27 protein-coding genes and 1 pseudogene are annotated in these 24,655 nt (G+C 49.6%); 9 read left to right on the top strand and 19 right to left on the bottom strand.

Annotated elements, in window-relative coordinates; translation table 11 throughout:
* Positions 1 to 44 precede the first annotated feature (44 nt).
* The 5 genes from N0B36_RS05435 to N0B36_RS05415 form a co-directional block, all read right to left on the bottom strand.
* Complete coding sequence (locus N0B36_RS05435; RefSeq protein ID WP_200079652.1) at positions 45 to 656, bottom strand: fimbrial protein; 612 nt, start codon at positions 654 to 656, stop codon at positions 45 to 47.
* Between the two features lie 15 nt (positions 657 to 671).
* Entirely contained in the window at positions 672 to 1,238 is a 567-nt protein-coding gene (locus N0B36_RS05430; protein ID WP_153690442.1) for a hypothetical protein, read from the bottom strand.
* Positions 1,239 to 1,301: 63 nt separating this feature from the next.
* Positions 1,302 to 3,929 carry a fimbria/pilus outer membrane usher protein gene (locus N0B36_RS05425; RefSeq protein ID WP_259686160.1) on the bottom strand — a complete coding sequence of 876 codons (2,628 nt, stop codon included), beginning with the start codon at positions 3,927 to 3,929 and terminating at the stop codon, positions 1,302 to 1,304.
* Positions 3,930 to 3,962: 33 nt separating this feature from the next.
* Positions 3,963 to 4,670: a fimbria/pilus periplasmic chaperone gene (locus N0B36_RS05420; RefSeq protein ID WP_047498933.1), complete on the bottom strand. Its 708-nt coding sequence runs from the start codon at positions 4,668 to 4,670 to the stop codon at positions 3,963 to 3,965.
* Positions 4,671 to 4,735: 65 nt separating this feature from the next.
* Complete coding sequence (locus N0B36_RS05415) at positions 4,736 to 5,344, bottom strand: fimbrial protein (protein WP_216404019.1); 609 nt, start codon at positions 5,342 to 5,344, stop codon at positions 4,736 to 4,738.
* Positions 5,345 to 6,204: 860 nt separating this feature from the next.
* Between N0B36_RS05415 and dgcJ the strand changes: the two genes are divergently transcribed.
* The 3 genes from dgcJ (at position 6,205) to N0B36_RS05400 (ending at position 8,827) form a co-directional block, all read left to right on the top strand.
* Positions 6,205 to 7,695: a diguanylate cyclase DgcJ gene (dgcJ, locus tag N0B36_RS05410; RefSeq protein ID WP_016156302.1), complete on the top strand. Its 1,491-nt coding sequence runs from the start codon at positions 6,205 to 6,207 to the stop codon at positions 7,693 to 7,695.
* A gap of 44 nt (positions 7,696 to 7,739) precedes the next feature.
* The gene (locus tag N0B36_RS05405) at positions 7,740 to 8,243 is read left to right on the top strand and encodes a YbaK/prolyl-tRNA synthetase associated domain-containing protein (RefSeq protein WP_046275927.1); all 504 of its coding nucleotides are present in this window, start codon (positions 7,740 to 7,742) and stop codon (positions 8,241 to 8,243) included.
* A 137-nt stretch (positions 8,244 to 8,380) separates the two neighbouring features.
* Complete coding sequence (locus N0B36_RS05400) at positions 8,381 to 8,827, top strand: DUF441 domain-containing protein (protein ID WP_016152803.1); 447 nt, start codon at positions 8,381 to 8,383, stop codon at positions 8,825 to 8,827.
* On the opposite strand, the pseudogene N0B36_RS05395 reads toward N0B36_RS05400, so the two are convergent.
* Positions 8,804 to 9,602 (bottom strand): annotated as a pseudogene (locus tag N0B36_RS05395) (AraC family transcriptional regulator). The gene N0B36_RS05400 and the pseudogene N0B36_RS05395 overlap by 24 nt on opposite strands.
* A 99-nt stretch (positions 9,603 to 9,701) precedes the next feature.
* Between N0B36_RS05395 and N0B36_RS05390 the strand changes: the two are divergent.
* Positions 9,702 to 10,889: a CynX/NimT family MFS transporter gene (locus tag N0B36_RS05390; RefSeq protein ID WP_047358591.1), complete on the top strand. Its 1,188-nt coding sequence runs from the start codon at positions 9,702 to 9,704 to the stop codon at positions 10,887 to 10,889.
* Between the two features lie 37 nt (positions 10,890 to 10,926).
* Here N0B36_RS05390 and N0B36_RS05385 read toward each other — a convergent pair whose 3' ends face one another.
* Positions 10,927 to 11,634, bottom strand: a complete 708-nt coding sequence (locus N0B36_RS05385; RefSeq protein ID WP_200079648.1) for a CTP synthase — start codon at positions 11,632 to 11,634, stop codon at positions 10,927 to 10,929.
* Between the two features lie 198 nt (positions 11,635 to 11,832).
* On the opposite strand from N0B36_RS05385, the gene N0B36_RS05380 reads away from it, so the two are divergent.
* Positions 11,833 to 12,180: a DUF488 domain-containing protein gene (locus N0B36_RS05380; protein WP_016152799.1), complete on the top strand. Its 348-nt coding sequence runs from the start codon at positions 11,833 to 11,835 to the stop codon at positions 12,178 to 12,180.
* A gap of 7 nt (positions 12,181 to 12,187) precedes the next feature.
* On the opposite strand, the gene N0B36_RS05375 is transcribed toward N0B36_RS05380, so the two are convergent.
* Positions 12,188 to 12,436 (bottom strand): DUF333 domain-containing protein, encoded by a 249-nt coding sequence (locus N0B36_RS05375; protein ID WP_016152798.1) that lies wholly within the window; start codon positions 12,434 to 12,436, stop codon positions 12,188 to 12,190.
* Positions 12,437 to 12,622: 186 nt separating this feature from the next.
* On the opposite strand from N0B36_RS05375, the gene N0B36_RS05370 reads away from it, so the two are divergent.
* The 3 genes from N0B36_RS05370 to yoaJ are packed head-to-tail and all read left to right on the top strand — an operon-like array spanning position 12,623 to position 13,871.
* Entirely contained in the window at positions 12,623 to 13,648 is a 1,026-nt protein-coding gene (locus N0B36_RS05370) for a sensor domain-containing diguanylate cyclase (RefSeq protein ID WP_047498944.1), read from the top strand.
* Positions 13,649 to 13,695: 47 nt separating this feature from the next.
* Positions 13,696 to 13,794: a YoaK family small membrane protein gene (locus tag N0B36_RS05365; protein ID WP_032941789.1), complete on the top strand. Its 99-nt coding sequence runs from the start codon at positions 13,696 to 13,698 to the stop codon at positions 13,792 to 13,794.
* Between the two features lie 2 nt (positions 13,795 to 13,796).
* Positions 13,797 to 13,871 (top strand): protein YoaJ, encoded by a 75-nt coding sequence (gene yoaJ / locus N0B36_RS05360; protein WP_101700011.1) that lies wholly within the window; start codon positions 13,797 to 13,799, stop codon positions 13,869 to 13,871.
* Between the two features lie 49 nt (positions 13,872 to 13,920).
* Here yoaJ and N0B36_RS05355 read toward each other — a convergent pair whose 3' ends face one another.
* A complete protein-coding gene (locus N0B36_RS05355) occupies positions 13,921 to 14,169 on the bottom strand; it encodes a GlsB/YeaQ/YmgE family stress response membrane protein (RefSeq protein WP_047498947.1) in 249 nt (82 codons plus the stop codon).
* A 359-nt stretch (positions 14,170 to 14,528) separates the two neighbouring features.
* On the opposite strand from N0B36_RS05355, the gene fdhF reads away from it, so the two are divergent.
* On the top strand, positions 14,529 to 16,676 hold the full coding sequence (gene fdhF / locus N0B36_RS05350) for a formate dehydrogenase subunit alpha (protein ID WP_200013757.1): 2,148 nt from the start codon (positions 14,529 to 14,531) through the stop codon (positions 16,674 to 16,676).
* Between the two features lie 49 nt (positions 16,677 to 16,725).
* On the opposite strand, the gene N0B36_RS05345 is transcribed toward fdhF, so the two are convergent.
* The 10 genes from N0B36_RS05345 to N0B36_RS05300 form a co-directional block, all read right to left on the bottom strand.
* Positions 16,726 to 17,373, bottom strand: a complete 648-nt coding sequence (locus N0B36_RS05345; RefSeq protein ID WP_047498949.1) for a hypothetical protein — start codon at positions 17,371 to 17,373, stop codon at positions 16,726 to 16,728.
* 216 nt (positions 17,374 to 17,589) lie between these two features.
* Positions 17,590 to 17,772, bottom strand: coding sequence for a DUF1869 domain-containing protein (locus N0B36_RS05340; protein WP_003832433.1), 183 nt, complete (start codon positions 17,770 to 17,772; stop codon positions 17,590 to 17,592).
* A gap of 3 nt (positions 17,773 to 17,775) precedes the next feature.
* Positions 17,776 to 18,138, bottom strand: a complete 363-nt coding sequence (gene yeaR / locus N0B36_RS05335) for a DUF1971 domain-containing protein YeaR (RefSeq protein WP_005120376.1) — start codon at positions 18,136 to 18,138, stop codon at positions 17,776 to 17,778.
* A 173-nt stretch (positions 18,139 to 18,311) separates the two neighbouring features.
* Entirely contained in the window at positions 18,312 to 18,950 is a 639-nt protein-coding gene (leuE, locus tag N0B36_RS05330) for a leucine efflux protein LeuE (RefSeq protein WP_016152793.1), read from the bottom strand.
* A 140-nt stretch (positions 18,951 to 19,090) separates the two neighbouring features.
* Positions 19,091 to 19,741 (bottom strand): metal-binding protein ZinT, encoded by a 651-nt coding sequence (gene zinT, locus N0B36_RS05325; protein ID WP_016152792.1) that lies wholly within the window; start codon positions 19,739 to 19,741, stop codon positions 19,091 to 19,093.
* An 85-nt stretch (positions 19,742 to 19,826) separates the two neighbouring features.
* Complete coding sequence (locus N0B36_RS05320) at positions 19,827 to 20,417, bottom strand: ATP-binding cassette domain-containing protein (RefSeq protein WP_047417943.1); 591 nt, start codon at positions 20,415 to 20,417, stop codon at positions 19,827 to 19,829.
* Positions 20,401 to 21,195, bottom strand: coding sequence for an ATP-binding cassette domain-containing protein (locus tag N0B36_RS05315; RefSeq protein ID WP_016152790.1), 795 nt, complete (start codon positions 21,193 to 21,195; stop codon positions 20,401 to 20,403). The genes N0B36_RS05320 and N0B36_RS05315 overlap by 17 nt, the downstream gene beginning before the upstream one ends.
* Entirely contained in the window at positions 21,189 to 22,001 is an 813-nt protein-coding gene (locus N0B36_RS05310) for an ABC transporter permease (protein WP_259686159.1), read from the bottom strand. The genes N0B36_RS05315 and N0B36_RS05310 overlap by 7 nt, the downstream gene beginning before the upstream one ends.
* On the bottom strand, positions 21,991 to 22,965 hold the full coding sequence (locus N0B36_RS05305; RefSeq protein ID WP_141875082.1) for an ABC transporter permease: 975 nt from the start codon (positions 22,963 to 22,965) through the stop codon (positions 21,991 to 21,993). The genes N0B36_RS05310 and N0B36_RS05305 overlap by 11 nt, the downstream gene beginning before the upstream one ends.
* Positions 22,965 to 24,551, bottom strand: coding sequence for an ABC transporter substrate-binding protein (locus tag N0B36_RS05300; RefSeq protein WP_046275918.1), 1,587 nt, complete (start codon positions 24,549 to 24,551; stop codon positions 22,965 to 22,967). Before N0B36_RS05300 ends, N0B36_RS05305 begins: the two co-directional genes overlap by 1 nt.
* Between the last annotated feature and the right edge of the window lie 104 nt (positions 24,552 to 24,655).

Below are 24,655 nucleotides of genomic sequence, written 5' to 3'. Positions count from 1 at the left end.
CGCCGCATTTGAAAGAGTGTGTTGCACAACCCCGCTAGCGGGTATTAGTCATAAACAATATTTGCGTAAACATCTGCTTTAAGATCTTTTCCCGCACTGTTGGTATTAACAGCGGCAGAAGTGTTAAGCAGTGAGTTTTTAGTCACTACCATTTTGGCATACAGCGGCCAGGTATAAACTTCGCCCGTTTTGGCCAGGGTCTCCAGTGACAAAACGGTCGGTTCACCTGCTTTATCCGCACTAACGTAAACCGCATCATCAGTCGAGGTAGAGTCGGCATTTTTGAGTAATGCGACCCCCAGACCTGACTCTCTATCACTGGTATCACGGAAATTTACCGCTTTACGGACAAAGCCATAACCTGAAGTGGATGCACCAACAAAATTGACTTTAATATTAGTGATACTATTACAGCCAGAGAACTTCAGAGAGACGTTTTTGACTGGCGCAGCTGGAACAATCGTCCCTTCCGCTTTCCCCACGATATCAGATGCATTGAGGCTGCCAAACGCAATATCCACACCACTAGAACCAGTAAAAGAAGCCGTACAGGTTGGTGCGGTCAGTGTTCCTTTAAAGGTTAAATCAACCGTTGCATCAGCCGCCAGAGCGGAAAGCGGTGCGCAAAGTAACATTGCAGAAATAAGTTTTTTCATTGGTCGCCGCTCCCCTTACAGATAAGTAATATTTAAAACAGCGGCAGAGCTCAGAGAGCCTGAAACCATAGCCGAATACGCGCTAACTGTCGGAACGATAGTTGTTTTGATATAAACGCTCCACTGTGGTGAAAATTTTTGCTCGCCAGTATCCAGCGTGTTGTTATCAGCCTGCAGCGAATAATATGTCCCCGTTGCACCATTTTTTACTTCGGTCTTAAACGCCACACCTGTCGCGCCACCGGTAGCCGGTGCAACCCATTTCCCCTGATAAGTCCCGGAGGCGATATTGACCGTACTGGAAGAACTCAGAGAAACGGATATGTTGTTGACAGCAACACAGTTTTGCAGATTAAATGACTGCTCAATGTTCCTTGTCCCGGCAAATGCCACAACAGGTGTCACCTCGCCAAAATCATATACCAGCCCTTCAGTCCCTGAACTCAGGGTACAGGTACCACGATTAATGTGGGTACTTGCCGTAAAGTCGACTCGTTCAGCCAGTGCAGAACCACTCAGCATCACCGCACACAGGGAACCCGTAATGAATACTGATTTCCCTTTTAATTTGAATTTATTCACTAAAAACTCCTTTTTTAATTAAAGACATCAATGCTGATGTGGCTTAACTTAACGATGATGTTATTAATCACAGATTACGTTATCGACAGACAACGTCTTACTGTTGATATCTTCCTGAGTCGTTTCAGGTAACTGATAATTAAACCGACACTGTTCTTCGGTGTTATCGCCCCAGATAACAGATAACGTCCCGGACTGCTCTATTCCTCGAGTAAAGGCACGACCACCTTGTCCAACCGTGCCCACGACCTCATTATTTTCATTAAATATCTCAGACCCCAGAGGAATATTTTTACCATTTTTCAAACTAAGACGGAAAAATACCGAGCGACGATCGTCCGTAGCGAAAGGAACATAAATAATAGCCCCTGCACGCGGAACAACTTTCGTCGATGTCTCTTTTAATTCGGTATCCTGTTCCATTTTCGATGGATCGATACTCACATCATTAAAGCGGTAAGGTGACAGGCTAGAAACATAGGCATACCCGGCACTGTTAATTCGCGCAGCCCTGTCACCCATCGCCAGTGCGCCTTTCGCACCTTTCGCCTCAATCAATGCAACAGGCGTGTCACCGTTAATGGTTCGTCCGAAAGTTACGCCGCCCTTGTGAATTAAAACCCCACCGCTGCCGTTCACAGACATCTGACGGCTGTTCTCTGTATCGGCAGATATGTTCCCCCCCCAGCTACCGTAACGGGTATCCCAGGAGGCATTCGCCCCAATATTCTCAATCTTATTATCGTCGTAGCCGTTGCGGCGATAACTTGCGTTGACGCCATAGTTCATGCCTGCATCCTGGTTATAACCCGAGGTCGAGGTCGATAAATTACTGTCTCCCTTGCTGCTTCGGGTATAACTGGTGTTCAGATAATCAAACAGCGGCGCTTTATCACCGGAACGATCGCCAAGCGGTATAGAAAACGACAAATAAACCTGATCGTCTTTCTCATTACCGTCAGTGTAGTAACGGTTAACGGAAACGCTATAGCTGACTTGTCCCAGAGAGTTGCTGTAACCCAACTGATAACTTTTCTCTTTGCGCCCTGAACGCCAATACTCTGATAGCATCGCTGAAGAATAAAATGAGCCCCATCCATTTTCCAGCGACTGGTTGACGTTGAGTTGTACCTGTGACTTAAGGCGATCCTCCAGGTCCTTCCAGTCGGTTTCCGATAGTCGATCCACTGCCTCACTCAGCGTATAGAAATCTTTTGTCGAATAACGGTAAGCCGCAATATTGAAACTGGTATTTGTCGAGGAGATAAAACTGTTGTATTTAATCCCCACACTCTGCCCTTCCCGGCTGCCTTCTTCCGCTGACAAATGCGACTGTGTCAAGTCTATTGAGACTGCACCAATCGGCGTATTCAGCGCCACCCCGCCGAGAGCAGAGTAGTAGCCCGACATATATTCAGCACCAGTATATAAAGACAGATAATTATTCAGACCGTATTGCCAGGTTCCCTGGGTGACAACAGGTTTCTCTGCGCTGCTCGATCCGTTATATTCCCCCACCGCCAGCGAATAAAGGCTGACCCCTGGGTAAAGCAACTGCCCACTGCCATTGAAAGGGATAATCAACTGACGCGTCCGACCGTCCGCCTCCTGAATCGTAACGTCAAGCTGTTCGCTGGAGCTGATCGGATTATAATCGTCAATCGAAAATGCTCCCGGCGGCACGGTTGTTTCTAATATTTTAGTGCCAGCCTGGCTGATAATAATTTTCGCATTCGACTCCGCAACCCCACGAATAACCGGACGGAAGCTGTTCAGGGAGTCTGGCAGCATTCGCGTGTCGCTGCTCAGCGTCACGCCGCGTAATGGAAACCCATCAAAAAAGGTGCTGCTGCTATAGATCTCACCGACCCGTAGCCGTGACTTCAGCGGCGCGACATCGTGTTCCACGTACAGGTTCGAACTGTCGAACGTTGTTCCACTGTCTTTTGTGTAGTTCGCGTCGCCACGGACACGGACGCGCCAGCCCAGTAAATTCAGTCCACCATCAAGGCCGACCCAAGCGCTATCAGAGCTAACCCCACTGTAACTTGAACGATAATAACTGGTGTTATAACCGACAAACGCCGCGTTAACGCCGTCATCCCAGAGCGTATCCGGCACTTCATCAGGACGTGTTGCCAGTACCATGGCCTGTGGAATATTCAGCATAAAACGCTGATCGTTGATATCCATTTTCCATTTAGCCTGGGGGATCAGGGTTTTCAGCGAAATGCAGCTTTCCGCCTCTGCGCCAGAAACATTAATGGCACCAGGATCAACACCAAAATTCGCCAATTCTTTCAGGCTCAGGCAAGGAATTGCACGTAACGGATCTTTTGGGTTTTCATCAAACTGAATTTCAAACTTACCCATTTCGCGCTCGTTAAGTACAACGGTTGCGTAATGCTTCCCGGCGGTAACAGGGTTTCCTTTGGAAAAACGGCTAACGTCTATTGGCTGATTAGATAAAAAGATATTACTAAATTCTACCTCTTCATCTTCAGTACCGATTTCCTCACTTTCTTTATTTTCTTCTTTTTCCTGCACATTAGAATTTTCTACTGATGATGCAGGCGAAACACTATTTTGTGCAGGGGTTTCAGTAGCATTCGCTGTCCCGACAACATTCAATAAAATAAATGTGCTAGCAATACTCGACAAACGAAAACGATCGCTAATTAACATATCCATAGAAAAACCCGAACGTTCCATCGTGAAAAAATACTATTTGATAACAGCAGTACCCTCTACATCGTTACCATAATCCGAAATATAGCTATACGTCAGATTGGTTCCTACAGCTGCTTTAAACGTTTTGTTATCAAATGTGAACTTTTCCGTTGCAAAAGGTGCAACCATTCCTGGCTTCGCCGAATTATTACCAACTTTCATCATGTTGAAGGTCAGATAATAAGGGGAGTTATTTTTTGCAACTAATGTGCCATTTTCCGCACGCCATTCAACCTTACCTGCCGCATCTTGTGGTTTTACGGGTAAAGCATCTGGGCGATAAAACATCTTAATCCGAGTACGAAATGCCAGTTGTAATTTATTATTGCCAGCAGCCTCACCTTTTGCTTTTGGCGGAACCTCTAACACGTTCAGATAATAAATACTTTCACGATCTTTCGGCAAACTGGCGTCCATTTTAGAAATACGCAACGTCTGGCCTTTCTTCGCATCAATACGTGACACCGGAGGTGTTAACATAAATGGCAGATCGATATTTTCCGGCGATTCCGTTGCACGACCATCATCCAACCATGACTGCACCAGCAGTGGACGCGGCCCCTCATTGGTCAGGCGAACGTTAACTTCTTTGGCTGCTTCTTTATAAATCACACGCGTGGTATTAATGACGACATCGGCCCATACAGACGAACTGAAGGCCAAAGTCGCGGCCATAATTGCAGATAAATATTTGATGGACATTTAATTTATTACTCTCTGAAAAATAAGGCGGCAATAAAAACTGCCGCCTCAGTCTTAATCAATAATTACTGGTAAACTACGCTGAAGGTAGCTACCGTTTCGATATCACCAGCGACAACATCTGTACCCGTCTGGACATAACGAGTGTTAAAACTGTAGGTCTGGGCATTCGTCTGTGTACTTTTATAATCCGCTGGATCTACAGTATTTGGACCCATCGCCAGTGTTTTGGTAGCGTCAGTGTCTTTAGTGAAGCCAATCTGCACGCCTTTAGCAGCAGTATCCATGGTATTGACGGAGTCCAGCAGGACGTTACGATAGGTGCTGGTGCCTGAATCCGCATAACCAGTAGAATCAAAGCTAACCGCAACACCGGTTTTACCGGCTGGCATCACGCAGCCTTCCAGAGTGATATTTACAGTACGCATATCTCGAGAAGCATTCATATTGGTACCATTCGCGATCGCAACAGAATCCGTCATATCCACAGCAGCAATCGGATCAATCTGCAGCAAAGTAGAAGTCGGTGCACCGTTGATCGCCACAGCACACGTTTTGTTAATGACTTCGCCATTAATACGAATCTGGCCATCAGCCGCCATCGCATTCACCGCACTTAAACCACCTGCAACCAATGCAGCAACCTGAGCAATTTTAATAATTGAACGACACATAATTCATAACTCCATTTATTTACAAAAAATATAACTAATACTTACCGTGCATTATGCTGGCGTATACAAAAGCACCACATTTTAGTTCCACTGCAGCCCGCAATAGCGGTGTAGATCAAAAACAGTAGCAAAGATTATTAAGGGTAACGCCGTGAGCACATTATTATATTAATGGATGTAAATTGCAACCAATTGACACGCTACAAAATATATATGAAAGCATTCACAGACCGTATTTAAAATTCACTTAAAACATAGAAAAAAAGTCACACAAAAAATAAAATAATAAGTTAAAACAATTAGTTAAAGAAAACATAATATAATTTATAAATAGAAAAACCTATGACATCAATAGATGAAATACACTCTATTTTTAGGAATAAATCCAAGATCAATCGATCTCATGAATAAATTCACGAGATGAATTTAAAAAAAATATTGATACAATTACAATATAAGATATTTGAAAACAATTTTATTGTCGCAACTTATTTACCTTATCATTAATAAAACATATACATTAGGAACAATAACCACCGCCGTTATATTCCTCCCAACCCAGAACAATAAACGAGTCACTGGATGTCTGACTCTCCATTGCAAGCAATCTGCCTCTCGGCTTTTATAGATAACGTTGTTATCAGCGACCTTAGTGATAACTTCTGCCTATCTTTATGCCCGTATCAGCATGGTAAACACTCTGTTGCTTTAACGCCCCCGGACGCTGACGGGTTTTGCCCTGGCTGACTAAGAACACACGCGAATGATTTTTATTACAAAATGCCCTTCCCAGTAGCGTTAGAGCGGATGTATGGCGTGTGATAGACTGAAGTATCAGACTTACAGGGCTGTACATCATTATGCAATTGCATCATAAAGCGCTCAGGCTCTTTATCTCCGTCAGCGTCGTTGTTTTGACGTTTTCTTTTTTAGTTTATGAGCTCATTGCCAGCGATAAAGCAATGAATGCGTACATGCGCTATATCAATGAGAAAGCCGACTCATCGTTTCTCTATGATAAGTATACTAATCAAAGTATTGCAGCCCATCTGATGCGCACATTTTCATCCCCCCAGGTACCCGCTTCTATCGAGCAACAAAAAGCACTTTGCAACGCTTTCGACAGCGTTAACGGCACTCATGGGCTCAACCTCACCCAGCATAACTACCTACCATTACACGGTACGTTGCAAACCCCCACCACAAAATGTAGCGAGAAACTTGAAGACATATTTCTACTGCCCTCTTTTGACCGGGCGGTAAACGTTAATCGTGAGCAGAAAGATTACGGTCATGGTTTAGGTATGCAGGAGTATAAATTTCGATATTACGTCGATCTCAAAAATAACTACGTCTATTTCTTTGATCTGGTCGACTCGCGGAAATTTGCGATACACAACTGGTCGTTTTTGCAAAAAGGAAACCTGGGTATCAACCAGAATGATATTGACGGTATTTTCACTGGCCGCACGGTAATCTCCCGTATTTATGAAGATAACCTGACCGAGAAAAAAGTGATGAGCTTTTTAACACCGGTCTACTATGCCGGTAAGTTAAAAGGCGTGGTGATGGTGGATATCAACAAAGAGAATTTAAAGAATATTTTCTATACCAGCGACCGCCCTCTCGTCTGGCGCTATCTTAACGTGACGCTTTCGGACATCAACTCAGGTAAAGAGATACTCGTTCACCAAAGTGAGAACAACCTGTTTAGCTATGTTCACTACCAGGAGGACATGCCCGGCGGTATACGCATCACCTTATCGCTTGATTTTATGTACTTTATTGTCTCCTCCTGGAAAGTATTCGCCTTCTATCTGCTGGCGACAATACTGTTGCTGAATATGGTCAGAACGCATTTCCGGCTGTATCACAACGTCACGCGTGAAAATATCAGTGACGCGATGACCGGGCTCTACAACCGCAAAATTTTAACGCCGACGCTCGAACAGCGTTTACAGCAGTTGGTAAACGCGGGCACCCTCGTGACCTTTATCGCCATTGATTGCGATAAACTAAAAGTCATTAATGATACGCTGGGGCATAAGGAAGGCGATCGAATTATCACCATTCTGGCTAGAGCCATTCAAACCTCGATTCGCAAAAACGACTATGCCATCCGCCTCGGTGGGGATGAATTTTGCATTATCCTCATCGATTACCCCGCTGAATTAACGCCTCGTCTGCTGGAGAGGATTCGCTATAACTTACAAATTATTGCGCAAGATAGAGCAATCAGCTTCTCCGCAGGGATTTATAATATGCAGCCAAACGACACCATTGATGATGCCTACAAAGCATCCGATGCACAGCTCTACCTGAACAAACAGAAAAAACGCGCGGATGCGTAATCATTTTTCTGACAGGATTTTCATTGTTGTACCAGGAGTAAGTCATGACGGAAGTGAACAAAGGTAACGCAACGCATCAGCGTTTAATTTCGCTGTTGTCAGAACAAGGCGCGACGTATCGCGTGGTAAGCCATGAAGCGGTCGGCAAATGTGAAGCGGTTTCTGAAATTCGCGGTACCGCACTGGGCCAGGGAGCAAAAGCGCTGGTTTGTAAGGTCAAAGGCAACGGCGTTAATCAGCATGTCCTGGCGATTCTTTCTGCCGACCAGCAGGCTGACCTGAGCCTGTTAGCCAGTCATATCGGCGGGTTAAGAGCATCACTTGCCAGCCCGGCGGAAGTCGATGCACTGACAGGTTGCGTATTTGGCGCTATCCCACCGTTTAGCTTCCATCCAAAACTTAAGCTGGTCGCCGATCCGCTATTGTTTGAGCGTTTTAATGAAATTGCGTTCAATGCCGGAGTGCTGGAAAAATCCGTGATCATGGATACCGCAGATTACCTACGTATCGCGCAACCGGAATTACTCCCGTTCCGCCGCGTACAATAGCCGCCCGAGTCAGGTGTAAAAACGTAGCATCGTGCATTAGCCCAAAAAAAATCATAATCATTAAAAAAAGCCTGTTCCGTCACGCGTTTACGCGTACAGTAAGCAGGCTTATTTTTTCTTTTGGCAAGGAAACTACGATGTTTGATGTCACTCTGCTGATCCTGCTCGGACTGGCAGCTCTGGGCTTTGTCAGCCACAACACCACTGTCGCTGTTTCAATTCTGGTGCTGATCATTGTCCGTGTTACCCCTCTGAATACGTTCTTTCCATGGATAGAAAAACAGGGCCTGACCGTCGGGATTATAATTCTAACCATTGGCGTCATGGCGCCGATCGCCAGCGGAACGCTCCCCCCCTCCACGCTCATCCACTCCTTTGTGAACTGGAAATCACTGGTCGCTATTGCCATCGGGGTATTCGTCTCCTGGCTTGGCGGGCGCGGTGTCACGCTCATGGGTAGCCAGCCTCAGCTTGTGGCCGGTTTACTGGTGGGTACGGTACTGGGCGTGGCGCTATTTCGCGGTGTGCCGGTGGGACCGCTCATTGCGGCAGGTCTGGTGTCATTGATTGTTGGGAAGCAGTAGCCAGTCCAGCCAGATAACGGCCTGGCGTCTGTCCCAGGCCTTTTTTGAACATGGTGATAAATGCCGTGGTCGAATCGTAACCGAGCATGTGCGCAACCTGTTGCACGTTATGGCCATCTATCAGCGCCTGCAGCGCCAGAATTAATTGAAGCTGGTGACGCCAGCGGCGAAAACTCAACCCCGTTTCTTTAACGACCAGACGGGCGAGGTTCCGCTCACTCATCGCAAATACGCTGGCCCACTGTCCCAGCGTCTGCCACTGCGCGGGCTCCCGCGCCATCGTCGCGACCATTCTGCGGATTTTCGGGTGATCGGAAACCGGCAACTGCATTTGCTCCTGCGGTTGCTGCGGGAGTTCATCAAATAGCACTTGCGTCAGCCGCTGGGTAGACGGCTCCAGCCGTTGATCATCCGTTTTGGACGCCAGCGCCAGAATGAGCTCCCGACATAATGGGGCGATTTTCAGGGTGCAGCAGCGTTCAGGCATCACGACTGCCTGCGGCTCAATAAACAAAAAGCACAATTGCGCCCCAACGGTAACGTGATTGCTGTGTGGAATTTCACCGGGGATCCATACCGCATATTGTGGAGGCACCATCCACATAGCATTTTCAACCTCACAGGTGATCGCGCCATGCAAGGCCAGAATCAACTGCCCCTTACGGTGCTGATGCAGCGGACTGAAGAGTTCATCTTCCCGGGCCTGAATACAAAACGCCACCGCCGCATCGTGGTAAAGGTCGGGCTCATACCCATCCAGCCTCAGTCCTAACATAAAAATGTCCGTTTTTAGCGATAAACTGTCATTTTAGCTTGATTCATCCATTGAGTAAAAACGCTAAAGTATCGCCTCGCCTGACGACATGAGAAAAAAATGACAAATATGCCTTCCTCCCGCGGCAAAAACGCAGCCTGGCTGATCGCGGGGATCCTGATGATTGCCACCACGCTGCGCGTCACCTTTACCGGAGCCGCCCCGTTGCTGGATGCAATTCGCACCGACTACGGCCTGAGTACCGCCCAGACGGGACTTCTGACCACCCTGCCGCTGCTGGCCTTCGCACTGGTATCGCCTCTGGCCGCCGCCGTTGCACGCCGTTGGGGTATCGAACGCAGCCTGTTTGCCGCAATGCTACTGATTTGCGCAGGTATTGCGATACGTTCTCTGCCCACGCCAGGTTTCCTGTTTAGCGGCACAGCTATCATTGGTTGCGGAATCGCGCTGGGAAATGTGCTGTTACCTGGGCTGATTAAGCGTGATTTTGCTCAGCATGTGGCAAAACTCACTGGCGCATACTCGCTGACTATGGGCGCAGCGGCGGCACTGGGTTCAGCTATTGTGGTTCCGCTGGCGCTGAACGGGTTTGGCTGGCGCGGTGCGCTGATGGTACTGATGGTCTTTCCGCTGCTTGCGCTGATTATCTGGTTACCCCAATGTCGCCAGACGGCCAATGCCAGTTTGAGCAACTCGCGCGCTTTGCATTCCCGCGCGATCTGGCGCTCGAGCCTCGCCTGGCAGGTGACGCTGTTTCTCGGGATCAATTCACTTATCTACTACGTGATCATTGGCTGGCTACCCGCCATTTTAATCAGCCACGGCTACAGCGAAGCGCAGGCCGGTTCGTTACATGGTTTACTGCAACTGGCAACCGCCGCGCCGGGGTTATTGATCCCTCTCGTCCTGAACAGATTTAAGGATCAGCGCGCCATCGCCGCACTGGTTTCGTTAATGTGCGCCGTCGGCGCAGCCGGATTCGCGGTAATGCCCGGGCAGGCTTTGCTGTGGACCATACTGTTTGGCTTTGGCTCAGGCGCCACAATGATCCTTGGTTTGACCTTTATTGGCCTGCGCGCAAGCTCAGCGCATCAGGCCGCGGCCCTGTCCGGCATGGCACAATCCGTCGGGTATTTACTTGCTGCCTGTGGGCCACCGCTGATGGGTAAGATTCACGACCTCAATGGTAGCTGGCTGATTCCATTAGCTGGGGTCGCCGTGTTAGCGATACTGATGGCAGTGTTTGGTCTGTGCGCAGGGCGTAATCGGGAGATCGCAAGCGCATAATGCAGCGGGCAGGTTTGGGAACAACCTGCCCGTTTTTTTATCCTCGCGCAGCGCGCAGCATTGCCTGAACTAACGGCACGGGTTTTCCCGCCAGCGCTCCACGTTCATGCTGAAAGAGTGTGCCGACAAAAAAAGGATGCGTCACCAGCTCAACGGCACGGATATCACCAGCCTCATCCCAGCCAGTCACACGAAGATCACCGCTCTCAAGCTCGGCGGCAAAATCTTCCGATACGCCATAGTTGCAGTGATACCCCTCGGATATAACACCCCGTCCGTAGGCTTTGGCAATCAGCGTATTGGCCCTCAGTTCAATATCATCCGTTTTCTCTACCAGCGAGCAGGTCAACGGTGCGATGACCATCCGCCCCCTGGTATCCGTTTCCGCATGGGCAGCATCACTCCAGCCCAGCACGTTGCGGGCATACTCCAGAATCGCATGTTGAAAACCGCCACAGGTCCCGAGGAATGGGATGCTGTTTTCACGCGCGTAGCGTATCGCGATCAGTGCGCCTTCCAGGTGCCGATATGGACTGCCAGGAACGACCCAAATAGCATCATAGCCAATCAGATCTTCACTGCTGCTAATATCAGAGGTGGTTAGCCAGTCATAATCAGCCACTAATTCCAGGACGGCAGCGGCATCATCGATAGCAAGAGGAATGGCCTGATGCACCACAATATCAGGGCTGTAATCACCCACCAGCGCAATGCGAAGCGTATCTTTAAACGGGGAAATTTCCATTAAGCTTTCCTTATGTCCAGACAATGAGGGACAATATAAGGAGCCTCAGCCTACCGATTTTTTGTTGGTATCACAATCCCTTAAATTGGGAGTCAGGACGGGCAGAATGTTACAATTGTCACGTTTTACGATCTTATTTAACCGTAATAAAGGTGTCGAAATATATCAAAGCAGTGGATTAATGGAGCAGATGAAAAGATGAAAATTCAATGTAAACGCGTGTATGACCCAGCAGAAAAAAATGATGGTTATCGCGTACTGGTCGACAGGCTGTGGCCTCGCGGGGTAAAAAAGACCGACCTTATTTTTAACGAATGGAATAAAGCGCTTACGCCGTCATCTGATTTACGCAAGGCGTTCCACGCAGAATTGATTGATTTCACACACTTTTCCGAGCAATATCGCGCTGAACTCGCCCTACAGCAGCAGGAAGGAAAGCGTCTCGCAGAGATTGCCCGACAGCAAACCTTAACGCTACTGTATGCGGCGAAAAACACCCAGCAAAACCACGCGCTGGTGCTGGCTGAATGGATACGTCAATGCTAACCGGATTTCATTTGCCCGTTGTCGGATGATCTCTGCGCCAGAGCGCCCATTCATCAATCACTTCCCCGCCCGGTAATTTGCAGTCCGACCTTACGCCTTGCGGGGTCTGCACCGCAATCAGCGAGCCGCCCTTTTGTTCGCAATACACCGATGCCGGATTCGCCAGACCAATCTTCGGCGGTTTGGGGGCTTCGGGCTGAGTGGTACATCCCGCTAGCACCAACAAGCCGGGCAAAATAATAGACGCCAGTTTCATATCGACTCCTGTTAAAAACCTTATCCCGGCAGGTTACCCCGACTTTCCATCTATCTCCATGTTTTACTGTCAGCTTTCAATTTAATGTTTAAGTTTTGAGCGGGATGGCGTGTTTCATCTTTCATCTTGATGTTCTATCATGCGGGCCACGTTAGCCCAGTCATTACTCAGGAGCATTTACACCTCATGTCGGACATGATCCTTGCCAGAGTCTCACAATCCTTAGCCACGGAGCAGTCAGTTGAGAGCCTGGTTCGGCAACTTCTGGAGATGCTGGAAGTGGTGACTGAGATGGAATCCACCTATTTAACCAAGGTCGATTTAGATGCCCGCCTGCAGCATATTTTGTATGCACGCAATAGCAAGCAGATGCAGATCCCTGAAGGGCTGTCCGTACCCTGGGATGAGACGCTATGCAAACGCGCCATAGACGAAAACTGTCTGTACAGCGACAACGTCCCCGCTCGCTGGCCGGAGTGTACCGCCGCCCGCGCGCTGGAGATAACCACTTTCCTGAGCACGCCGGTTCATCTTCCCGACGGAACGTTTTACGGTACGCTCTGCGCCACCAGTCGCCACCAGCACGCATTAAGCCAACGTGGCGAACAGGTGTTACATCTGTTTGCAGGCCTGATCGCCCAGTCAATTCAAAAAGAGTCGCTGGTTGCTCAGTTACGCGAAGCGAATGCCGCGCTGATTGCGCACTCTTACACCGATGCCCTGACCGGATTACCGAATCGGCGCGCCATTTTTGAAAATGTTGAAACTCTTTTTTCCCTTGCCCGACATCTCAGGCAGAAGATTATTTTTGCCTATATTGATTTGGATGATTTCAAATTGATCAATGACCGCTTTGGCCACGAGGTTGGCGACCAGTTTCTGATCCAGATTGGTCAGCGTCTGCTTCGCGAATGCGGTGACAACGATATCCTTGGCCGACTGGGTGGTGACGAATTTTTAGTCGTGAGCCTGTCACAGGAAGATGACAGGGAGCCGCGAGACCGCCTGCAGCAGGTGAAAAATCAGCTACAACAGCAAATTTGCGGTGACTACCATCTGGGTGACATTCATCTATTTTATCCTGGCGCCAGTCTGGGCGTGGTGGAAATTAATCCGTTGGAGACTGATGTAAACTGCGCGCTTCACCTCGCAGACAGCGCAATGTACAAGGATAAAAAGCGTCAGGATAAAACCACTTTTGTCGTACATTAAGCCCTGCTATGCTAACCCGTCTTTAAATAACTCTGGCAGATAATCGTATGCGACTCGGTATTATTTTCCCCGTCATCATTTTCATTTCCGCTGTCGTTTTCTTATCCTGGTTTTTTATTGGCGGCTACGCTGCGCCGGGAGCATAACGATGAAAAAAACAACGCTTATTATGATTGGCGTGGCTATCATCGTCGTTCTGGGAACAGAATTCGGCTGGTGGTGACCTAAGAAAAAGGCCACATATTAGTGGCCTCTATTGTCTGTATGTTTACTTAGCTTTTGATTTTTCTGTAGATAAACAACACCACAATCGCACCGATCACCGCCACGGCGAAACTGCCGAAGTTGAAACCATCGACTTTACCAAAACCAAATAAGGTGCTGATCCAGCCACCCACTACCGCACCGACAACCCCTAAGATAATGGTCATAAAGAATCCGCCGCCATCTTTACCCGGCATAATCCATTTTGCCAAAATCCCAGCAATAAGACCGAAAACCACCCATGAAATAATGCCCATAATTTCCCTCACTTATGTTTTTAAATTAACGATTCACTCGTCGTATAAAAGCATAGCATAGCGCTGAAAAATTAAAATTTGTGATCGCTATCACTTCTGTTTTTCATCTTTTTCCGATGTTTCATAAGGTTACACCGCTGACCGGCAGACTAATTTTGTCGCGCCTCGTCATTAATGTCGAATCGTCAGTCATTCTGCTTAACGCTTTGGCCGTCAGCCCCTGCTATTGCTGGGTTTTCACTTCTGGCACACTTTATGCTTAAACAGCCCGTCACTACGACACATCGTAGTCCGCGATGCGTATCGCGTGACTGCGTCTACAATTCGCGCTATTTCAGCATTTAACAGGTCTGTTATTGATGAAAAAAATCACCAGTGTATGCCCATACTGTGGGGCCGGGTGCAAGCTCAAGCTTGTTGTTGAGAATAACAAAATCATCCGCGCTGAGGCCGCAGAGGGTGTAACGAACCAAAATCAGTTATGCCTGAAAGGTTATTATGGTTGGGACTTTCTTAACGACACTCGCCTTCTGACTCCCCGTCTGACTCGCCCGATGATCCGTTATGAAAAAGGTGGAAAATTCACTCCCGTTAGCTGGGATGAAGCCATTCGTTACACCGCAAAACGCTTAACTGAAATCAAAAATACCTATGGCCCTCGTGCCATCATGACCACCGGATCTTCCCGTGGAACAGGGAATGAGACCAACTACGTGATGCAAAAATTCGCACGTGGCGTGCTCCATACCAACAATGTCGATTGCTGTGCCCGCGTCTGTCACGGCCCTTCCGTGGCCGGGTTACAGGAAACGTTAGGCAATGGCGCCATGAGCAATTCCATCAGCGACATTGAAAACTCAAAATGCCTGCTGATCTTTGGTTATAACTGTGCCGATTCACACCCAATTGTGGCCCGCCGGGTAATTAAAGCTCGCCAGAACGGCGCAAAAATCATTGTCTGCGACCCACGCCGGATTGAAACTGCCCGTATCGCTGACCAACATTTGCAGTTGAAAAACGGTTGCAATATGGCGCTGGTCAACGCGTTTGGCCATGTTCTCATCGAGGAGCAACTCTACGATCGCGAGTATGTACAAAAGCATGCGGAAGGACTGGAAACATACTGGGAAACCGTTAAGGAGTATGCGCCTGAAGACGTTGAACATTTAACCGGTGTTCCCGCACAGCAGGTTCGTCAGGCGATGCGTACATTTGCTGCGGCGCCATCGGCCACCGTGATGTGGGGGATGGGCGTCACCCAGTTTGGTCAGGCCGTTGACGTGGTTCGTGGTTTGTCGAGCCTGGCCTTGCTGACCGGAAATCTGGGACGCCCTAACGTCGGTGTTGGCCCGGTGCGCGGGCAAAATAACGTGCAGGGCGCGTGCGATATGGGGGTGCTGCCTAACCAGTTTCCAGGGTATCAGGACGTAACCGATTTCGCCGTCAGGGACAAATTTGCCACCGCATGGGGCATTGACGTTAATCAGATGGATGACAAGGTTGGAACCCGCATCACCGAAGTTCCGCATCTGGCTATCGAAGGCAAAATCAAAGCCTACTACATCATGGGAGAAGATCCGCTGCAAACCGAGGCCGATTTGGGTCTGGTCCGCGAAGGATTTAACGCGCTCGATTTTATCGTCGTGCAGGATATCTTCATGACCAAGACGGCGGAAATGGCCGATGTCCTCTTGCCAGCCACCTCATGGGGCGAACACGGTGGCGTCTTTACCTGCGCCGATCGCGGTTTCCAGCGTTTTGAGAAAGCGATTGAACCCACTGGTGATGTAAAGCGTGACTGGGAGATTATCAGCCTGCTGGCCAGCGAAATGGGCTATCCAATGCAGTATCAAAATAACCAGCAAATCTGGGATGAGATGCGCGAGCTGTGTCCACTGTTCTACGGCGTGACCTATGAGAAAATGGGTGAGATGGGTCATGTTCAGTGGCCATGTCCGGATCTCGATAGTCCTGGTACGCCCTACCTTTACGCGCACAGCCAGTTCGATACCGCCAATGGCAAAGGCAAACTGTTTGCCGCACCGTGGCGAGCGCCAGCAGAAGTTCCTGATGAGCAATATCCGCTGGTGCTGTGTACCGTGCGTGAGGTTGGGCACTACTCCTGCCGTTCGATGACCGGCAACTGCGCAGCGTTGCAAGCACTGGCAGACGAGCCAGGGTATGTGCAAATCAATACCCATGATGCTGAAAAAATGGGTATTCGTCATCGCGATCTGGTATGGGTCAGCTCGCGCCGCGGTAAGGTCATCAGCCGCGCGGATGTCTCCGAGCGCATCAATGTCGGAACGGTCTATATGACCTATCAATGGTGGATTGGCGCGTGTAACGAGTTAACCCAGGACAATCTCGATCCTATTTCGAAAACGCCGGAAACCAAATATTGCGCCGTAAATATTGAGCACATTACCGATCAGGGGTGGGCAGAAAAATATGCCGCACAAACGTATAGCGATATGAAGTCACGTCTGTGTGAGGCTATTGCGTAAGTCACCGCCATCATCGCCTGAGTCTGGCTTTCCAGACTCAGGCCTTGTCTCATGACTTCGCCAGCTGTGGTTCACTGAAGCGGATGGATGCAGCTTCCTCCTGCTTATCCCGCCGCATAAAGCCGAGGTTCATCAGAAACAATCCCGCCATAAACGGTAGTTCGTACAGTTCTTCAATCAGATCGCCATACTGAGCATTGTGCAGAAAGATGGGAGCCAGCAGACGATGATGCTCTACCGTATCGGAGATCAAAAATGCACAGGTGGTGATCGCTAACAGCCACAGAGGTAGCGGTTCATTGCGCAAGCGACGGGCAATATCCTGGCGTAAGCGCTTCGAAATCAGCACTGGCAGAATAATCATGGCAATCAATACCACTGAGATAGCCCGGAACAGGAGTTTGGGATGCTCAGGAAAATAATCGCGGCCCCAACTTGTGCTTCGGCCCAGTAATACCAGCCACCACGCTGCCGCCCAAAGCCAAAATTGCTTCTCGCCTTCGGGACGTGATAAGGGCCTGATGTAGCTGAGTGTAAATATGGCACCAAACAGCAGCCACAGCGCCTGGCCATTTTCAATCCAGCTGACGACAGTACCGTTGAGTAGCGGGAGATGCCAGTTCGCGGCGAACGGGATCGCCACGATGGCTAATCCGAGAATGATTGTGGGTAATGTAAGTCGGGTATTGAGTTTCATAAGCGCGATGTTCTGTTTTATATCTGTTTCGCGATCATAACCCCTGTGAATGATCAACTATTAGCAATCAATGCGAATCTCTTAAGGTATTCTTAAGGAATCCTTGCAGGATATTTCCCTGTTTCGCCCAGATAAAAAAACGCACTGCGCCGTCAAAGCGCAGTGCAGTTTTTAGATTAAAAACTAATATATTCAATCAGTAGCAGTGACTAATGCCTACCACCCGCAGACTTCGTGCTCATTTTCGGTATCGTACGAACGCACGGTATTGACCAGATCTTTGACCACTTCAGCTGCCACATCCGGCACCAGTAATGTCATTGGTGCCTCTGTTTCATAATCAACAGAAACACCGTTGCTGTTATTGGTCACGGTTACGGTATAGGTTGCTTTACCCATGATTTACTCCTTGCCGGTGCGCACGACTTTTCGTTGATTTGCACTCTCCATCAGAACTTCCGGGGCGACGAAAAAATCGATATTAAAGTAAGTGTCGTCGGTCATCACTTCGATGTTATGCCATTTTTCCGGTGGAAAAACGCCAAACTGACCGGCTTCAATAATCATCACCTCTACTGGCTCCGGACTGTGTTCGTCTGCGTATCCGAGATATTTGACCGCCCCCTGCATAACCGAAAGTCGAGGATAAACCCCGGCTCGGGTCCCTTTATCAAGGTGGCGTTCGAAAATTCCGGCAGGCGCCGTTTCTTTGTTCCAGAATGGCGTAGAGCGTGTATGGATATGATTCTGTGGAATTTGAAGCATTTTTCTTCCCTTTTCCAGTCGACAACCAGCGAGTCATATTGAACCGCTGCTGTACACAGGGTACGCCTCAAAATATATATTTAAAATACCATTTATTGGTTATAACCGTACGATTATAAATGAAAAGCAGAGCGCAATATTAAAGGCCCGCCGCAATCAGCGGGCCGATGACATCACGATTGAAGCGTGGCCAGACGGGCGGCAAAACCAACGAAAATCAGGCCGATAAGGGAATTCCCCACTTTGGCCAGTTTCTTCTTCGTACGGATATATTGCGTCACAAACGCGCCGGAGAAAATAAGGAAGCTCAGATAGAAAAAGCTCACTATCTCAAGCGTAATAGCCAGAATAAAGAATGACAGCCCTGAATGCGGCGCATTGACATCAATAAACTGCACGAAGAATGACACATAAAACAGAATAGCTTTGGGATTGGTCAGGCTCAGGATTAATGCGCGCTTAAAAATAGCGCCAAACGGGACTTCCTCAGGCGCGGCGTCGCTTGCTTTCGATTTCAGTGTTGCATACAGGATCTTCGCGCCAAGATACAGTAAATAGAAAGCGCCAAGATAACGAACGATATTGAACAAAACGGGCGTTGTTTTAATCAATGCAGCAACACCGGCATAGGCCAAAAACATCAACACGGCATCACCAATAAACACACCGCTGGCGGCGAGATAACCCCCCTTTACTCCCCTACCGACGCTGTTCTTCAGCACAAATATCGTATTTGGCCCCGGTACCAGCACGATAAAAATAGCCCCCACCAGATACGTCCAGTAATTCAGAACTCCATACTCTGCGAACACGTTAACCTCTTCCTGAAAAAACACATGCACTTGCTGCGATACAATATGCTAACGAATGCGACAGGTGATGGAAAGAGCAGGTTATTAATTAAAAAAACCCGCCACTGGTGGCGGGTGTGTACAGATAAGGTTAGCCCAGATTAATGGTGCAGCATCTCATCCACTACTTCTTCGCCCTTCAGCTGATAAGGGTAGTAGGTAGGCCAGTTTTCCATCTCCTCAAGCAAGGCAGCCTGCGAGGTATTTCCCATAAAGATATGGAAGTGGCTCGATTTACGCGGCGCGATAATATGATCGCTGAATTGCACGTATTTAGGCGCTTTGCTGTCAGCGGCTTTACACTCAAACAGATACCGTACACCTTTCTTGCCTGATTTATAGTGCAAGATTTTATACCCGGCATAATCGTATTTGCACGATGCGACCTGATTACCGGTGTGAAATTCCATCACGCCATCTTCGATGCCGATGGTGTCTACATTGGTTGCATAGCCTGTACGGTAATAAGCTTTAATTTGTTCTGCCGTTTTGCTTTTATCTTTCTCCGCTTTCTTTTTGAAAACCGGATCAAGTTCGCCACTGACCAGATACGGATAGACAGATTGCCACATGCCATCCCAGTCGGACAGCGCCCGGTTCTGCACCTGGTTATCATCAAATACCCCTTCCGACGCCTTTTGTTCTGCTTCACTCATCGGCGCACCATGGGAATGATGACCATGGGCCAAAACCTGCCCACTGACCAAAAGCATCCCCAGAGCGATTGTCAGTTTGTTAAAACGAATAGCCAAAATTTCACCCTCAAATCGTTTGCGAGTGAATTGTTATAATATAACGTAACAGTTTAATCAATAGACATTACTGCACGTTATTGCCTCACGCTTCAATGAGTTTTCTGGAGCAAATCTGCTCAAGCAGAGCCTGCTGATGGCTGATAATGAGCATACCTAATGGCCGACGCTGGCACTCTTCAAGCAGCAATACCCAGATATCTTTTTGAATGGAAGGATCGAGCTGGGCGGTAATTTCATCGGCAATAAGAAAACGTGTCCGCGGATCCAGCGCGCGAAGTAAAGCAATTCGCGCCAGTTCACCGCCAGAAAGCTGTCCGGGACGGCGAGTTAACCACTCAGGGTTGATGTGAAGACGGGTAAGCAGTTCAGCATCAGGTCGCCAGGCATCATGAACCGCATCGCCGGTGCTGCGCCGCGGATTAAAGGTTAATTCCGGATGCTGTGGCACCAGTTGCACCGGGCAATACTGGTGCATTGGCAGCGGTTGGTCATCAACCAGAATGTCACCCGAGGTCGGTTTTTGCCAGCCCGCCAGTACGCGTCCCAGCGTTGTTTTGCCGGTTCCGCTGGGTGCACAAACCCCAATGCGTTCTCCGGGGCGCAGAGAGAAGTTCAGATTTTGCCAAAGCACCTTTCCTCCCTGACAAATCGTCACTTCACGACAGCACAGCATCGCGCTCTCCAAAAAGTTGATTTCTTTCAGGCAGGGCCCGCCATTGGCGTTGCAGATGCTCGCTGATCTCTCCGCGTAACAGCTGTTCCCGGCTGACGTTATCCGACACCCTTCCCTGGTGCAGCGCGACAATGCGGTCCGCGTGGCGAGCGGCAAGCGTGAGGTCGTGCGTTACCCATAAAACGCCAGCCCCTTGCTCACATTGCTCACGTAGCTGTTCAAGCAGTTGATTAGCCAGCGGTGCATCAAGCCAGGCGGTAATTTCATCCGCCAGAATATAGCGAGCCTGACTCAGCGACGCGTGACAGGCCAGAACACGTTTCGCCATCCCCCCTGAAAGCTGGCGTGGGAAGGCATCTAATACGCGACTTTCCAGTTGGCTACGCTGGAGCAATCGTTCAATTTTTCCGGCATTCCAGGCCTGGCCGGAGAGCTGACTTGCCCTGCGCAGATGTTTTTCAATCGAGAGCAGCGGGTTAAGCGCCTGAACACCTTGCGGGACATAGCTGAAAGTATTGCCACGACATTTGCGAATATCATCACTGTCCAGCGTTTTCCCCTCCAGGGTGATGGAGCCGTTGAAGCGCAAATTGTCCGGTAAGAGATCAAGCAGACATTGCAGCAACAGGCTTTTACCTTCCCCACTTCCCCCAACTAACGCCACCATCTGACCTGGCGCTACGTCGAAAGAGATATCCTGCAACAGCGAAGACCAGTTTCTCGCGCCGTACCAGCGATAACGCGCCACGTCCAGCGAGACCTGTCTTAAACTCAACATGCGTCACCTCGTAACCATAAACGATGCACTGCCCTTGCGAGCTGATCGAATAACATAACCAGACTGAATAGTATCAGCCCGGGAAACAGCACTAACCACCAGTCGCCATGACTGATAAACCTCAGCGCATCAGCCAGCAACAGGCCCAGCGATGGTTCATGCGGCGCCAGCCCAAAACCGAGGAAGCTCAACGCCGCGCTGTGCAACACCGCGTGGGGAAACATCAGCAAGGTTCCCGTTAACCACTGGGGTAACAATGCCGGGAGATAGTGATGCCGCCAGCAGTAAAAATGTCCGTGTCCCAGACGCCAGGTCAATGTCAGATAGTCACTGTGGGCCACGCGCTGCGCTTCGGCACGCAGGATTAGCGCCAGCCGCGGCCAGTGGGTCAACGCAACCGCCATAATCACCCCATTTTTTCCGCCGCCCAGCGTGAAACAGATCAATATGAGCAACAGCAGATGCGGCATTGACAGCATGGCATCGGTAATCAGACGCATTAGTACATCCAGACGCGGATGTATACGTGAAACCGCTGCCATCAGTAATGCGATGAAGCCGCTGCACAACGCCGCGCCAATACCAATTTGCAGACTGGTTAACGCGCCCTGAAAGCAACGAATCCACAGATCGCGACCGAGGTTATCGGTGCCAAACCAATACAGCGCATCAGGCGGTAAATGACGGGCAAGCAGATTAACGCTCAATGGGTTATCCAGCGTCGCTGCGCCATACACCGCAATGCATAGCAGGCAGCTAAAAGAGAGCAGAAGACGAATCAGCGTCGGCGTCGGATTATAGAGCATCAGGTCGCTCCAGAGCACGGTTCAACACATGGACAAGCCAGGTAGACAACGAGTTGCCAATGAACACCAGTACGGTACTGAACAACACAATCCCCATCAGTAACGGCAGATCGCCGCGTAATCCGGCATCAATAGTGGCCTGTCCCAGTCCCGGATAAGCAAAAACTTTTTCCGCCAGCAATGCGCCGCCCAGCAGTTCTCCCAACGAGGCGAACTGCAGGCACAGCGCGGGCGTGATAGCGTGGCGCAGAACCTGATGACGCAACAGCGACCAGCCTTTATCTCCCTGAGAACGCGCAAAACGGACAAAATCGCTTTTCATCACGCTGGCGATACTTTCCCGCGTATGAAGTGTAATTTGGCCAAGTCCCAATAAACTTAGCGCGCAAACGGGCAGCACTAAATGGCGCAGACGCTCAGCCAGCGTGGCCATATCGCCACTGTTGCCCGGCTCCCACGCGCAGCAGACCGGAAATACCGGCCAGCGCACGGCAAATAACGCCAGCAGCAGCATGCCAATCCAGAAGGTCGGCAACGACGAAAGCAGATAGCTGAGTCGACAGATTGCTTTATCCGGCCAGCGATTCAGATAACGACCCGCGACAAACCCCATTGCCGTTCCCAGTATGCCGGAGAGCAGCCACGCGCCGCCAAGCAAGGCAAACGAAGTTGCAAAGCGCTCCTTGATTACGCTGGCAACCGGTGCATTAAACAACATTGAGTAGCCGAGATCGCCCTGCAATACACGTATAAACCAGTGACCAAAACGCTCCCATAACGGCTGGTCTAATCCCCAGCGAGCAGCGATACGCGCATATTGTTCCGGTGGCACGTGCAGGAGATCGTTGCCAATATAGGCGCGAATCGGATCGACAGGAGAAAAGCTGAGCAGCGTAAAAGTGCCAGCCGCAACCAGCACTAATAACACTATCAGCCGTAGAAAATGGCCTACAACAGACTTCATCAACGGCAGGTCCAGGTCCATTCATCCAGATTATTGAGCAGGGACCAGCTACCGTGGATCTCCGGCGCGCCTTTGCCTAAGTCAATACACGGATTTGCCAGATAAGTGTGCTGAATGTTCAGCAGCCATGCCCAGGCGGCATCGCCCTGCACCCCAGCCCCTTGCTTGCCATCCCACTCCACCTGTTGCCAGAAAGGCAACGCTTTTTGCCAGTCCGGAGCATCAATGGCCTGTTTAAGATGTTGTTCAACGACGGGATTGCTGTAATAGCCTGGATTGTAGTATTCCACGCCCGCGGCCTGATTGCTGTAGTGATGGAAAAGCTCCATCGGATCCAGACTTCCCCAGCCAAACAGCGTCGGGTTCGCATGCATATGCCGCTCAACGGTTTCCCAGCTTCCGGATTGCAGCGAGACCTGAATACCCACGGGCTCCAGCATCGCACGTACGGCCTCGGCTAAATCCCGGCGCGTACTGTCACCGCTGGCGTACCATAGAGTCAGGCGAGCCTCTTTACCGTCTTTCACACGTACGCCGTCTTTCCCCACCTTCCAGCCGGCTTCTTCCAGAATCATCCGTGCTTTTTCGCTGTCGCCATCTTTGAACGCAACTGACTGTCCCTGCCATGGCAGGCCCTGAACCGCGCTATACGCTGGAATCGCATGACCTTCCATGACCTGATCGGCAAGTTGTTTACGATCGATGGCGTAGTTGATGGCGCGTCTGATGGCAATATCAGCCGTGATATCGTTGCCGACCGGATAACCATTGGCGTCTTTTTTACCCGCTGGAACCATCGGGAACACAATGCCACGGTTTTCCACGCTGTCGCGTACCCACAGCTTCAAATTCTGCTGTTGAGGGGCGACCGCCATCGAAGGCGCAATACGCACGAGTCCCAGTTGACCACTGCGCGCTGCGGCATAAGCGTTATCTTCATCAAGGAAGACAAACACCAGCTTACTGAAATCATTTTTCTTACCGGCATACCAGGGGTTCGCCTCCACGATCAGCTGCTGCCCCGGCTGAAAACTCACCAACCGATAAGGGCCCGCGCCAATCGGATTTTTGGCGAATGTTTTTTCGTCATACCGTTTTTCGGGAACAATACCCAAAGAGCCCAGCACGTTCACAAAGGTGCTCTGCGGGCTGCGCAGCGTGATTTCTACCGTGCGGTTATCTTTCAGGCTGGCATGAGTAAAGTTTCCCATGTCGATTTTGCCGCCGCTCTTTGCGGCTTTATTATAGGTGAACACCACATCTTCAGCGGTTAGCGGGGAACCATCGGAGAATTTAAGGTCGGGTTTTAACGTCAACGTCCAGGTTTTGCCGTCAGCACTGGTTTCAACTTTTTCCGTCAGCAGGTTACCCCAGCTCATATCTGCGTTTTGTTTTAATAATGGTGCATGCAAAAGCAAATAGCTGCCATGACTCCAGCCCAGCATCGGGTCAAACCCTTCCGTTGGCTCAGGTCCAATTGCCAGCTTCAACGTCTGCCCCTCGCTCACATTTTGCGCGGCGAGAAGTGGTGAGGTTAATGCGAGAGTCAATGCGCACGTAAGCAGTGCCAGCTTGCCTTTAATCATTATGTTATCCAGATTTGCGTTATTTTTATGCCGCTCAACGATTCATTGCCGTTAAACGGTCTCCTGGGGAAGGGATTATGGCGGACTGAAATGACGAAAAAAAT

The sequence above is a fragment of the Citrobacter sp. XY323 genome (assembly GCF_025106035.1).
Lineage (GTDB): Bacteria > Pseudomonadota > Gammaproteobacteria > Enterobacterales > Enterobacteriaceae > Citrobacter > Citrobacter braakii.
This window is presented reverse-complemented; position numbering and strand designations above follow the sequence as displayed.